This window comes from Teredinibacter haidensis, assembly GCF_014211975.1.
Taxonomy (GTDB): Bacteria; Pseudomonadota; Gammaproteobacteria; order Pseudomonadales; family Cellvibrionaceae; genus Teredinibacter; species Teredinibacter haidensis.
Genome location: NZ_CP060084.1, coordinates 931,475 through 946,953 on the forward strand (window position 1 = coordinate 931,475; position 15,479 = coordinate 946,953).

Below are 15,479 nucleotides of genomic sequence, written 5' to 3' on the forward strand. Positions count from 1 at the left end.
TTTAGGAATATTCTATGAGTCGTGCTACACCCCTTCGCTCGCCCAATTCTCCGCTAATAAAATCATTCAAGCGTGCACCTTTACCCTTTTTTATTGGTTTGATACTGGCAGGTCACGTCTATGCGGGGCCGGAAGGCGGTGAAATTGTGGGTGGTGCTGGGACGATTAATCACTCGGGTACTACCACGACGATCAATCAAAATACCGATCTAATGGCCATAGACTGGCAAAGCTTCGATGTTAATAGTAATGAGCGCGTTCAATATATTCAGCCCGATAGTTCGTCGGTATCGTTAAACCGTATTATGAGTAACTCAGCGTCTCATATTAATGGCCGGGTAGATGCCAACGGCCATCTTATTTTTGTAAACCCGCACGGAATTATGTTTGGCGAAAACTCGGTAATTAATGCCGGTGGTATTCTGGCCAGCGGTTTGTCGATAAACCCTAACGATTTTATGAATGGCGCCACAACTTTTAGTGCGGTCGATGGCGCCGAAGGTTTTGTTATTAACTCGGGGACATTGAACGCAGCCACGGGTGGCAGTGTAACTTTATTGGGTAAACAGGTAAAAAATGAGGGATTAATCAGCGCCGATCTGGGCTCTATAAATTTCGCGGCAGGCCGCGAAGCGGTGGTGACGTTTGGAGGTGATGGTTTTGTGGGCGTGCGTATTACGGAAGCCCTACTAGCAGACGATATTGGTGTAGACCCCGCTGTGATTAATGCAGGTGAAATTAATGCCGAAGGCGGAAAAGTACTCCTTACCGCGAGTACCAGTCGCGATATTTTTTCACAAGCGGTCAATAACGGTGATTTAGATTACGGCCGCAGTGTGGTGGTTTACGAGGATGGCTCGTTTACCTTGGGCGAAGGTGGGGATGTTAGCAATAGCGGGTTAATCAATGTTTCTGGTGAGCAAGCCGGGGTTGTGGTTGTTCTTGGTGAAAACATTACCCACAGTGGTGAGATTAATGCCGATAGTTCCACGGCTGAAACCGTAGGTCATGTGGAAATTCACAGTCGCGATACGACCTTATTAACGCAAGCCAGTTTGGTAACAGCTAGTTCAGAACAGGGTAAAGGCGGCGATATTAAACTGCTGGGTGAGCGTGTTGGCTTAGTTGATCAAGCGCAAGTCAGCGCTACGGGTTTGAGCGAAGGCGGGCAAATTCTTATTGGTGGTGACTACCGTGGTGAAAATGAGCTTGTCCGTAATGCCTCGGGGGTATTTGTTGGTGCCGAAACTTTAATTCAAGCGGATGCTGTGGGAGAGAGTGGTAGTGGTGGAAAAATTATTCTTTGGGGCGACGATTCTTTAAAGGCTTTTGGTGAAATCAGTGCCGCTGGCATAGCTCATGGTGGTTTTGTAGAAACCTCTGCGGGCGTGGTGAATTTGAATCTTTCGGTCGACGTATCGGCGGCTGAAGGCACTTCTGGTACTTGGCTGATTGACCCATTTAATATCACCATACAGGGCAACGGCACAACGAACGTTTCTGAAGAAAAGGACGATCCACTATTCGATAGTATTTTCACCGCTACTGTTAATGATTCCATCCTTAGAACAACTACGCTAGCGTCTAGCTTAGCGGGAGGAGCCAATGTTCTAGTGGAAACATCTGGAAGCGGCGAGCAGCAAGGGGATATTACACTTTCTGAAGCCCTTGATTTTGATGCTAAATTGGGAAGCTCATTAACACTTCGCGCCCACGATGATATTTTCATTAATGCTGATATAGACGACAGCAATACGCTCGCTTCGGGCGACTCTCTGAATCTAACGTTGGTAAGCAATTTCGATAACGGTGGTAGGGACAACGACGGGAATCTTGCAACCGGTACAGGCAATATTGTAATTGCCGCCGGTGTAGACATTAAGACTTATGGCGGCTTGTTCACCGCAACCGGCTCAAACTTCACGTCTACGGGTGCCCATATCAACGTCGCCTCCAGTACCGGCGGCGGCGATATCACAATAGATGTGGATGGCAATGCAACTATCGGCCAAATTACCATGGGCGATACCACCAACACTGCCACGAGTAATCCAGCGAGCCTTTTTGATGTAGATGCCAGGAATATTATTTTTCAAGGCGATGGAGCTTCTGGCTATGATTTTACCTACGGTGTTGATGATTCGGCCGCTAATCACACGGTAAATTTGGTTTTTGATGCAACGGGAGATATTACTTTTACTAATCTTGCCGTCGATAATGGGGGCTCTGGAAACGATCCGTTAAATGTTAGTTTAAGCGCAAACACAACAGACGGTGTTATCACTTTTAATGGAACCGAAACACTTTGGTTGTCGGGCGGAAGTTTTACTGCAACCGGTCATGATTTTATTTTAAATGCTTCAGAGATAGGTAGTGAGGGCGGTATTGTTACTATTGGTACAGTGGCGTCCTCTTTAACCGGGTCCTACAGTGGTAGTAACGGTCGAATTGACACGACTAAAGGCGGTGGAGCTAGTGGCAATATTTATATCCGAGCAGATGAAGATGTAGATTTAGGTTATTTTCGCCATAGCCAATATGGAAGCGAATCAACCTCTACTCAAAATTTTGAACTTTTTGCTAGTGCCGGTGACGATTTACGCATTAATCAAAATATTGTATTCGATAGACTCGTGGGTACGGGGACTAACACGCTAACCTTTAATGCCGGTAATGTTGACCCAACAGATGAATATGACAATGACTCATCAGCCATAGATGGCATTCATGTTATAGGGCAGCTATCGGGCACTACCGACCAAGCCAATATCACTTTCGGCACCGTAGGCACCGACTCCAACCTTACAGATTTTGTTAACACCGCAACCATTAATTCCAATGGCGGAGCCGTCAAACTATTTGTTGATGGCGATGTTTCTGTTCAAGAAAATATTTCCACCAACGGTGGAGACTTTACGGTAGGTGACTCAACCGGTAGCCTCTTCGCCAATTCATTTGACAATTATGTGAGTGGTAGTGGTGGGAGTATTACTACAAACGGTGGAGTTATAAATATTTCAACCGTTGTAGATACAACTGCAAATGGCGATGTTACCTTAGGGGGGCTGGATAACAGTACCACCTCGGACTCTGTGTTGGCAGGAAATATTATCGTAACCTCGGGTAATGATATTACCCTACAAAGTGCATACGATTTTCATAATACGGGTACTGGTGCGAACACTAGCAACGAAGATCCATCCTATATTACGTTCACTTTAAACGCCGACAACGCGATTACGCTGAATCAATCGATTTATGATTCTGCTGCGACAACTAGCGTTTCACCGGGTGACAATTACGGCAATCAAGATACGCTTAATTTGGTTTTAAATGGAGGCCTCCAAGAAGGATCAACCACAGGTCATGTAACTATTGATGCCGATATTTATACGGCAGGCGGAAATGTTTTGGTTTCCGGTGTGGATTTTTATAGTGCAGGGAACATACTGCGTAGCGGTCACGCCAATGCTACACAATGGGGGTATACCACAACGGGCGGTGATATCTCGTTGGATATGACAGGCGACGTCACCCTCGGAAATATTGTAACCGAAGGTGGTTATGGTGGTGGCGATCTTAACGTTACTTCCAATGGTTTAATCTCTGATGCCTCTGGTGCCGGGCTCACTATTAATGGTACAACCACACTTAATGCCGACCAAAATGACGATGGCACAGCAGCCAACATTGTTTTAAATAACTCAGGCAATGATTTTGTAGGCGCCGTTTCAATTACACACGCACAAGACGTAACGCTTAACGATACCAACGGCATTGTGTTGGGCAATTCGGAAATTGATGGTGACTTAATCGTAACCGCGACAGGAATTACCGACAGCGGTGCGTTTACCGTTGCAGGACTCTCCGGTTTTACTGCGGGTAGCGGAATAATTGAACTAGATGAAAATCACGATTTTCAAAATGCTGTAACTGTCATAAGTGCTAGCCAGCTAACCCTTAACGACAATGTGGACGGTTTAGCCTTGGGTGATATAAGTATCACCGGCTCAGCGGCAAACACCATTACCTCTGTAGGCGCTATTACTCAAACTACGGATAATAATATTCGTGTGATAGGTAATAACAGTGCATCTGGGAATTTATTAATAACGGGTAACTCCATAAGCCTGCAAAATATTGATACCTCTGGAGCCAACAACCAAAACGGTGGTGGTATTAGTCTTACGGCTACCGGCGGTACTTTGCAAACCGGAACTTTGACCAGCAACGGTGGTGAAGCAGGCAATGGCAACGCGGGTAGCGATGCTGCAGCTATTACACTTAACGCAACGGGCGCTATTACCGTTGGAACTATTCAAGCCGTGGGTAGTAATGGCAATGACGATAGTGATAACGGCTATGCCCAATACAATGGCGGTGCCGGTGCGAACATTACAATCAATTCTACCGGCGGCAATGCAATAACCTTAGCGGGTGTTAGTAGTGATGGTGGCAACGGTCATGCTCAGGATACTGACGATGCTGATGATGCCAGCGGTGGAGATGCTGGAGCAATTTCTGTTACTACAGGCACCGGCCAGATAAATATTGGTGGGGATATTACGGCACGTGGGGGGCGGTTGTGGGACAACAATACGAACAGTAGCAACGGTTCGGCAAAGACTATTACCCTCAGTGGCAATAGTGTACTGACCAATAATGTAATTATCGATGCCACCTTAACACCGGAATTTACCGATGATGGGGGTAATACCAGTAATACGGTAGAAAATGCCATTCCCGCAACCGTTACTTTTGACGGAACAATTAACGGTACAGCCGCTGGAGCCCAAAACCTAAGTGTTTACGGTTCCAACATTACCTTTTCACAAAACGTGGGGGAAACTGTTCGGTTGGGTGATTTAATTATTGGTGAAGCGGATACCGATACTACCGATCAGCTGGGTCCATTAGCGGGAATTGTCGATGCAACCAATCGAACAATAAACGCAGCCTCTGTATTGGTAACGGCCAGCAGTTTTATTTCCTCCCATGTCAATACTTCCGGACTTACCGATACAGCCGGTGGCGATATTGTAATAAATGTAGGTACCACACTTACGACTGGCGACCTTACCAGTACCGGCGGCACAGCAACAGCAAGTGGCCAACACGGTGGCAATATTACCCTTAATGCGGCGGATATTATCGTGAGTGGTATTAACACCTCGGGCAGTGATGCTGTAACTGGCAGTGGTGGTAGTGCGGGAGCCGTAAATATAACCGCACTGGAAAACAGCGGTACACCCAGTATCATTCTTGACGGTGATGTGAATACTGAAGGCGGCACGGGTGACTCTGTTGGTGTGGGCACCACGGCAGTTCTTACTTTGTCGGGTACAGGTGATACCACGGGCAGCATTACACTCAACACCACAAATTTTTTCACGTCTAATTTCACCCTTAGCGGCAATAGTGCTTTAACCGCAACCGATATTCTAAGCGGCCCCACCGTTGCCGCATTTTGGGAATCTTCTGCGAATGGTGCAGGTACTATTAAAAATGCTGAAAGTAGCCCAACCAACACGCTTTCGTTTAGCGGTTTCGAACAATTACAGGGCGGCGCAGCGGTAGATACCTTTACACTGGCTCATAATTTTGAACAAGTATCGGGCGGAGCCGGGGACGATGTTTTTACGGTTAATGCCGCAATAATTGGTCGCTTGTCTGGCGAAGACGGCGTTGATACGTTTACCTTGAAATATGGAGTGACTGATAACAATACAGGCACGCGGGATGTAGATGGCGGAGCCGATAAAGATATTTTTAATGTTGCGGGAGGTATTACGGCCACCACCATTGATGGCGGGGACGGTACGAAAGACACGCTGTCCTTAACCGATATCACAGACACTCATAATTGGAAGTTGAATTCCACAAGCTCCGGTACCTTAAACACCAATATTGATTTTATTAATACTGAACAGCTTAACGGTTCCGACGGTGGCGATGATGCGTTCGAATTTGGCAGTTTCTCGGGAGATTATGGTGGTGATGATGGTGGTATTGATGGGCGGGGTTCCGAAAACGACTCGCTGCTAGTTACCACTGCTGGGACCTATGAAATAGCATTGGGCGATAGCTTACGCGGCATGTCTAATGTGGAAACCTTTGAAGGTGGAGGTGCAGGCTTTACGTTGCAGCTTGCTAGTAATGACAGCATGGCTAACACAACAACTACTTGGGAAATTGATGCCGCCAATAGTGGCACGGTGACCAGTGATAATGGCACAGCACAAACTGATGATGATGTTTCACTCACGTTTGTTAATTTCGCAGGGCTGGAAGGCAATGAAGCGAACGATAGTTTTGAGATCACCACAGGTTCTATCGTGGACGTCGAAGGCGTTCGATCAGACGGAACGTTAGGGGGGGCAGAAAGTAATACGCTTTCGTTCGCATCTGGTACAAATACCTGGGTGTTGGACGGGCAACATCAAGGTGATGTTGTCGGTAGCCACATAGCATCCTTTAGTAACATACAAACCCTCTCGGGTGCCGGTAGCGACACGCTCACTGCGCGAGACCAAGCCAACACCTGGAAGCTGGATACAACCAATACCCTTGCCGCGACCGTAAACAGTCCTACCGACACCGTAACCTTTAGCGGCATGGCAATCCTCAATGGCAACGACCAATCCGACCGTTTTGTGGTTAATGCCAGTGTCGCCATGTTGCTGAGTGGCGGTGCCGGTGACGATACCTTTGAGTTTGGTTCTGCTGGTGCGATTACAGCGGGAGGTTCCATCGAGGGTGGTGCAGAAATCGCAACGGGTGGTGATCGACTTATCGCAAGAACCACGGCCAATACCTGGTCGCTAGGCTCTACCGTTAACAGACTTGCCGTAACCAGCGGCAGTACCTACGTCGATAAGTTCAGTGGCATTGAAATTCTGGAAGGCAGCAATACTGCAGTTGATCTCTTTGATTTCTCCAGCTTCACCGCTTACCAAATGATTGCGGGCGCCAGCACGGGCGATATTGCTGACTATGCCGATGTAACGGGTACGGTTTCGGTTACCGTAGGTTCATCCGCGATTACCGGTATTGATCGTTTTGTTGGGAACCAAGACGGTATTACCTCGCTAGAGGGTAACAGCAGTACGCTTGCTTATAGCAGTACAACTGGTGCATCGGTGGGCTGGACAATTGTTGATATAGACGCCGATACAAACACGGCTAATGCCGATGGTATTAACGACGGCACAGTAGCAGGTATTGAATTTGTTAACGTCAATAATTTAATTGGTGGTGATGGCAACGATACCTTCACCTTCGATCAAACCGAAAATGCAGTTACTGGTTTGACTGGCAGTTTAACGGGCGGCGGCAATTCTGGTTCCAGCGGCGACCAGATTATTGCTCCTAATACAAATATTGCTTGGGTTATTGCGCCCGAGTCGGGTAGCGAGAGCCTAACTTATAACAATGGCCTGAACGATGGCGGCGACCCACCGGTAAATCTGCAAACCACCACCGCTTTTTCCGGGTTCGAAACGCTAACCTCTGGTAGTGGCAACGATAGCTTTACGGTTGGTTCTGCAAGAACCGTAACGTTAAACGCGGGAACGGGAGCGGATGAAATCACTCTGCCCGATACGGATCTTTCGATCACTTTAGGTGAATCCGTTGCTGGTTTAACCCTTAATGGGTTTGAAACGGTGAGTGCCACTGCTGGTAACGAAAACGCCTTAATGGTTAGCAGTGGTTCAGGCGTACAAGTAGACTGGAAAATCAATAGCGCAAACTCCGGTACTGTAACCGTGGGAAGTGGTTCCGCAACCATTTTTAATAATTTCCAGGTGTTAAACGGTGGCGATGGCAACGATATTTTCGATTTTTCCGGTGGTGGCAGTGTGGTGCGCACAGGGTCGGCTAATGGAGCGGTAAATGGTGAAGGCGGCAGCAATACGGTTATTGGACAGGCAGTGGCCACGCGCTGGACGATTGATGGTAATGCTAGTGGATCGTTAACGACCGGTGGAACTGCTTATGTTGAATTGTTTACCGGCATACAGAATTTACAGGGGCAAAGTACTGTTGATGAATTTGTACTGACCGGAGACGGCTCTTTTAATGGTGATATCAATGGGGTGAGCGGAGCTGATACCTTAACGGTCGGTTCTGTTACCGGTGAGCGCAACGAATGGCGTTTATTGGATAGTGAAAACGTCGATCAAGTTCGCCGACTGAGTACAGATGATACCGCTAGTTCATCTTTTACCTTTAGCAATATTGCCGCTCTAACTGGCGGCACCGGTACCGATGAATTTATCTTCCTGGGTGTGGGTACCTACGGCGGCACCATTAATGCGAGCGATAATTCCAGTAATAACGATATCGATATTGTCGACTTCTCGAACCTTTCGGGCACACTTTCAGTAGCCCTGAGCTCTAGTGGTATAAACGGTGTAAAAAATGCTGAGCGTATTAAAGGTAACGGTGCAAACAGTACATTAACGGGGCTGAATAGCGGTACTAATAGTTGGTTGGTTTCGCGTAACGATAATAGTGGCCAAGCCATTACTGGTGCCGATGGGGAAAATGACGGTGTTCTTGTCAATGCTAGCAATAGTATTCAGTTTATTAATTTCGCCAATTTAACCGGTGGTAATAACGCGACAGATAATTTTACGCTGGGGACTTCGGGCAGCGTAACCGGCATGATGAGCGGCGGGACACCTACTACAGGAGTCATTACCGATTCACTAACAATAAGCAGTAATAACAGCCAATGGACATTAAGCGCTGCTAATGCTGGCAGTGTGAATGGTAACCTTTTTACTGGAATTGAACGTGTAGTTGCTAATGGCAGTGGCGATACCCTGGTGGGTATCAACCAAAACAACATATGGACAATAACGGGAATTAATACGGGCACTGTGGCAGAAGCGGAAGAGGCCAACATCTTGGTGTTTGGCGGTATTGAAAACCTTTCTGGCAACGTGAAGAATGATGAATTTGTTCTATTAGACAATACCGTCGAGGCGGATGGACAGGTTACCGGTACTATCCGGGGCACTGCTCTGGGGCTAGTCGATGGTGGAGTTGATAAGCTCACTATTGAAAGCGGTGGTGCCACTGCGGTGACTTGGCAACTGAATGCAAGCAGCGGTATCACCAGCGCAAGTGTGGCAGGCCGCCTTAATCAAGCGAGTTTTATCGAGCAGTTTATAGGTGGTGATGGCAACGATATTTTTGCAGTTACTGATGCCGATGTAAGTGCTACCGTCAATGGTAAAGGCTCGGCCAGTGACATTGTGCGCCTCTCGTATGGCAACAACGCTCAATGGCAGGTTGGTGGCGGTAGCGATACCGTTGGGGTGAGCGGTCGTGGTTCGGTTACCTTGTTAAATATCGAAATCGCAGAAGGCAGTGATACAGGGCAAGACAGCTTTAGTGTAAACGGTACGGCCGGCAGCCTTTCCGAGTTGCGTGGTCGAGGCGGCAATGACACTTTTACTATCGCTACTGTAGACGCTTTGCGTTTAACCCTCGATGGTGGTAATGGCACTATCGATGAGCTGATAGGGGCTAACCGCGGCAACCAGTGGGTATTTGACAATAGCACCACAGTTGTCGACGCTAATACCTTGAATTGGGATAGTTCATCCAGTACCGGTATTGATTTTAGCAATATAGAAAACTTTACCGGCGGTACCGGTGCCGATACTTTTGAGGTGCGTAGTAGCAATATTGTTACTGCGCTGCGTGGTTCGGCGGCAGATGCCACTGACACCGCCGCCGATACATTAGCGGTTGTGCGTAATAACGGTGCCACAACAACATGGAGTATTACCGGAGACGATGCTGGTAATGTGGCGGGTAGTTATGTTCCTGATTTTTACGATATTGAAAACTTGCTCGGGAGTGTTGCAAACGATGTGTTTACCTTTACAGATATCGGCGCATCTTTAGCCGGTTTAATCGACGGCGCGGGTGGCGAAGATAGTTTAGGCCTGCAAGCCTTTACCGCAGGCGTTGTAGTGGAGTTAGGGCCAACCGCCACACCGGGCAGCTTGGTGGACGGCACGGCAGGCTTGCCGAATGTAAATGTTTTTCATGTGGAAACCATTACAGCGGCGCACAGCAATCACGATATAGGCACAAGCCCTGAAAACAATAACTGGTTGGCCATTGCCAACGACGATGTAATCGATTGGAATATGGCGGTCGGTGACGTTAACGAAGGCATTGTTCGAAGTCTTAACAGTTTGGCTGACCCCACGCCCATAGCCGGGACTGAAACCCATTTTTATCACTTCGGCAGTTTGCAGGGCGGTACCGGTGGCGAGCAGTCTAATATCGTGGCCGGCACCAATATCACCGGCGAGTACCGCGAAGGCTCGGGTCAACGCGCCCTAAATTACAGCGGTGTGAAAGGGCTGGTTGTGGTCGAGATTAGCGAGCTGATTATCAGCCTTGTAGGTAATGATGATACGTTGCTGCGCGTGGCCTCAGGCAGCGAGTTTAATGGCACTAATACATGGGATATTGACGGTGAAAACAGCGGGTCTTTTGGTGCTGCCTTAGATGAAGAAAACTTTAGTTTTGATTTTAGCGGCGTAAACCAATTACAAGGCGGTGCAGGGCAGGATACCTTTAATTTCGCTGATCATAGTACAGCAGCCACTACCGGTTCATTAGTAAACGGGTTTATTAATGGTGGTGGCGGTGCCAACAATGTGAATGTTGCTAATTCCACCGGTTCGCTCACTTTCGGCTTTAATACGCTGCAAGACTCTCCGACAACTGTAATCAGTGCCGCCTACCCGCAAGAGCTAACCGACGATGTGTACCTTGCCAATAACCGCAACGGTGTAGTGGATCTTGTGAATATTTTACAGCTTTCCGACACCGGGGACGGTACAACAACGTTGCTCAGTTCGGATGTGGGCACAGCGCTTTGGAATATCGAAAATTCCACGGGTAATACGCTAACGGAAAACTCTGCGCAAATATTATTTGGGGGAGTAGACGCTGTAGCTGGTGGCGATGCGGACGATACCTTTAATGTTTTTCAGCTTGGCCTTGTCAGTAATGTGTTCGAAGGCGGAGGTGGAGATGATACGGTAAATATCGAAAGCCTCAGTGGAGCCTTAAATATTTCCCTCGATGTTTCCAATAGTGCAAATGTTGATATCGCGCTTTCCAATATAGAAACCCTGCAAGCTCTGGATGCTGGGCATGCGTTGACCGGCGATAACGTAGTAAATACCTGGAATATTACCGGTGTTAACGATGGTGAGTTGAGCTACAACTCTGGCGCCGGAGCTCAAACACTGGCCTTTACTAATATGGCCCATTTAAAGGGTGGGACGAGCCAAGATATTTTTCAATTGAGTGGCGCGGGTAATATCACCGGTACCATTAATGGTGGTGGTGAACTTGCCAACCCCGATGGGGTTGAAGTGTTGAATTCTTCTACAGGCAGTTTTGTATTTCACGTTACTACTGTTGATGGCGATTCCCGTGCGGTAGACACTAGTGCCGAGCGTATCGACCTCTACGACATTGAACAACTGCAAGCAGTAAATAGTCAGTCTCATATTCTGATGGGTGCAGAAGAAACTGAGAATACCTGGCAAGTCGCAGCAACGGGCGGAACATTGTCCAATTCAGACCGAAGTCTGCAATTTTCGGGTATCGACAATCTTACCGGTGGAAATCAACAAGATAGTTTCACGTTTAACGGCGCTGTTGTTAGTGGGTTGGTTGATGGTGGTAGCCACGTGGATGGCGCGGAAGACACCGTTACACTTAAAAACCTGGGCAGTACAGGCGTGAATGTGGTGCGACTAGGAACCGTGGTCGCTGACAATGAGCTGAACCTGAGCAATATTGAGAGTGTTGACGCAAATACACCGAATGCTTTGCGTTTAATCGGTGAAAACAATACCAATCAGTGGACTATTCACGGAACCGATGCGGGTGAGGTAGATGGCGTTACGTTCTCTGGGTTTGCCAATATTGAAGGTGGTACGGGCAACGATACCTTTGTACTGGGCCGACAAGATGGTGCAGAAGCGGATGATGGGATAACAGGCGTTATTGATGGTGGGGCTAACCCCAGTGAAGGCACCGCAAGAGACAGCTTGGATCTGAAGGGGCTGCAGTCAAGCGTTACTGTGGCCCTCGATCCGAACTATGATGCGGATCTGCACATAGCCAATATGGAAACTATCGAAGCCGTAGACAACAGCAATACGTTGGTGGGTGGTAACAACGCCAGCCAGACCTGGATCATTAACAGCCTGGATGAGGGAAGCGTTGGCAGCATGACTTTTAGTGGCTTTGCGAATTTGCTGGGCCGCAACCAGGTAGATATTTTTAATTTTACTGGAGCGGGCGATATCACCGGTTTGGTTAACGGCGGCGGGCAGCCGGAAGGGCTGCGCGACCGGGTGGATATGAGCGAATTGAACACGGCCAATGTTGTGATTGGTGATACTTCGTCTGGCTTTATGGATATCGAGGAATTTTACGGTAACAACCGTTCTAGTGTTCTAACGGGAGCGAATGTACGGAACGAGTGGTCTATCAGCGGTGCCAATGTTGGGACCATCGACGACGAAAATGGCAACAACATTGCTTTTTCTGGTTTTACTTCGCTGGAGGGCGGTTCTGCGGTAGATATTTACACCTTAAACGGTGGCAGCATTAGCGGTGAAATTCGTGCGGGTGGCGGTGATGACCGATTGGAAATGGATCTCGGCAGCGGCGTTACCGGTGGTGTGGCTTTCTTTGGCGGCGCAGATAACGATACCGTTACGGTAAAGGGGGGGGATGCAAGCACACGGTTTACAACTATTTATACACCGGCTGCGACAGCAACGGCTAGCGAGCTATTTGAATACAGTATTACCAACGGGGAGGTGTCGCATAGCTATGAGTTGGCGGTTAGCGGCACTGAAACCATTAATGATCGTGTGTACACCTCTGTGTTTACGCTTAACAACGTTGTCAATCGGGACGACAGGATTGTTATGAGTAACACAGGCTTTGAGATTGAAGGAATAAGAGCGCTCGATCTTACCAATAAAAATGGGTTTAGCATTATCGGCGAACAACGTGATGAGGTAATTATTGATGGAGCCTTGTCCCTTAATGGCTTATTCAGTGTTACCAATGCGTCTGTCAATGGAGCCGACGAAAATGCTGAAATCTCGGCCGCTCAGGGCATTGCATTTATTTCCACCGGTGCTGTGGGCGTGGTCAATGCGCCACTTGCCATTGAAACAAGCACGCTGTCGTTGAGTGGGGTGCGAGACGATGTGTACTTATCTCAAACGGGCGACTTGAATATTGCAGCGTTGTCCAACCCCGCGAGCGTGGTAAATATTGAAGCTACTGGCTCGATTACCAGTAGCAGTGCGTTTGATTCCAACAACGCGGTTACTTTATCGAGTGGTGGCGATATTCTATTGGATAACAGTCACTCGCTATCGGGCTTGTTAACTTTGCATGCCGAGAACGGTGATATAAGCCTGACCAACGGCACCACCCAATTAGGCTCCGTTACCGCGCAAAATCTTGCGTTAACAACTAGCGGCAGCGTAGGTGCTAGCGATGTCATTGAGGTGGATGGCAGAGTTACCATCAAGGCAACGGATACCAGCGTTGTTGCCTTCAACAACGAGAACAACAGTCTGAATAATGTCTCTGTTACAAATGCAGGTACAGTAATTCTGCACGATGGCAGCGACGATGGAGTGACCGTTGCGGGAACGACCTCAGACGGTTTTATTGTTACGGCTTCGAACCACATTACTGCTAACTCAATTGTTTCGGATGATATTTCCCTCACCTCCGCAGAAAGCGGTGTATCGGTACAAAATACGTTGATAGCGCAAAACTCGGTGGCGCTAGTGGGGACGGGCGTTGATATTAGTGGCGCAATTACGGTGGCTGCCAGCACGGCTGATCACGCTATTCTGGTGGATGCCGGTAGCGGTGAGGTTGATGTGCGCGCTGCACTCACGGCCAATGAAGCTCTGCCCGGTGATATTGAATTACGTGGCTACGCTGTTACGCAGCAATTAGGTGCTGCCATTACAGGGCGTGATATCAACATTATCAGTAACTCAAATGCAGTTCTTGGCGCGGATCTTAGCGCGACGCATACCCTGAATGTAGACGCGTCCGACACTATAACAATGGGTAACGGGGTGTCACAGACGCGGGCAGAAGCTCAATCGCTAAATTTTTCAGCCGGTACGGGTATTGTTACCGAACAGATAGTGGCCGATTCGGTTAGCCTCACGAGCGTTCAGGGTAATATTGTTCAACGGGGTGATGTAAGCGTCGGTCACTTTTCTGTTGTTACCAATTCCGGCGCATTTGAAAGTGAGGCCAATACCACAACTACCCTGGATGGTGGTGAATTTACGCTGAGAGCCCGCAGTGCAAGCCTTGCGGGTGATATTCAATCTACCAACGCAAACTTGGTGGTGGATGTGACGGAGTCTGTGCTTGTTGGTGCAAGTATCGCTGTAAGTGATGCCAGTGTGAATGCTGGAAGCCAGTTTGCTATGACCGCCGCCGCCAGCATTACAAGCGGTTCCAATATCACCGTAAATGCGGGTAATGAAATACAGCTGGCGAGGCTAGCTGCGGATCAGGGCACGGTTTCTTTAACGGCTGGAGGTGCGGTGACAGACAGTAACGGCGAGCAAACCAATATTTCTGCAAACTCGCTGTTCGCGCGCACAGAAACAGGTTTTGGTGGTTTGGCGGACGAGCAAACTATCGATACCGCTATCGCCAATCTTGATTTACTCAATGCCTCGGGTGAGGTGGGGCTAACCAATAACCAAGATGTAGCGGTTACCGCGTTAATTAATAACGGTGATATTCGCTTGGTCAATACGCAGGGTAATGTGGTAATGGCTAATGCTAGTGAAGGGGAATATAACCGTGACCCTAGCATCACCGATGCTCGCGAGGCCGGTGGCGTAATCAACGCAAATTACACCGACGGCAATGTGGTTCTGGAGATTGATAATGGCTACCTCACGGCCACCCCAGGAGCATTCTCTCGTCGCCCCGAGTTGGTGGGAGATGTGATCGACGTTACCACCAGTGATGGCTTTGGTGTCGATCGTCAGCTTGTGGTCTACGCACATACGGAATTGATTGTCAGCGGGCCGGGTATTCGCCCAATTTGGGCTTTTGGGGAGCCTCCTCTCTTTGGGCTAACCACCGATTCCGATTTGCTCGATCCATCCATCGTGAGCAGTGTGAGTGAGCTATTAATTGAAGTGGATGAGATTGAGTATGTTGATCCCGCCGTATTTACCAATGTGCGTAACTACGCCTACGACAGTGTTTCGATTCGTATGCCGCACGATCAGTTGTATGACGATGAGTTCGATGGCGAGGGAGGAAACGATTATTGAGGCCTTTTAATTGCTTGGACTAGCTAAACTTTACAAAGCCATTACCGGGGTTTGTTGCAATTTTTCTGGAAAACAAAA

1 protein-coding gene is annotated in these 15,479 nt (G+C 48.3%); it reads left to right on the forward strand.

Translation table 11 applies throughout. The features are described from left to right. Positions 1-14 precede the first annotated feature (14 nt). Positions 15-15,401, forward strand: a complete 15,387-nt coding sequence (locus tag H5715_RS03825; RefSeq protein WP_075186902.1) for a filamentous hemagglutinin N-terminal domain-containing protein — start codon at positions 15-17, stop codon at positions 15,399-15,401. Positions 15,402-15,479 lie beyond the last annotated feature (78 nt).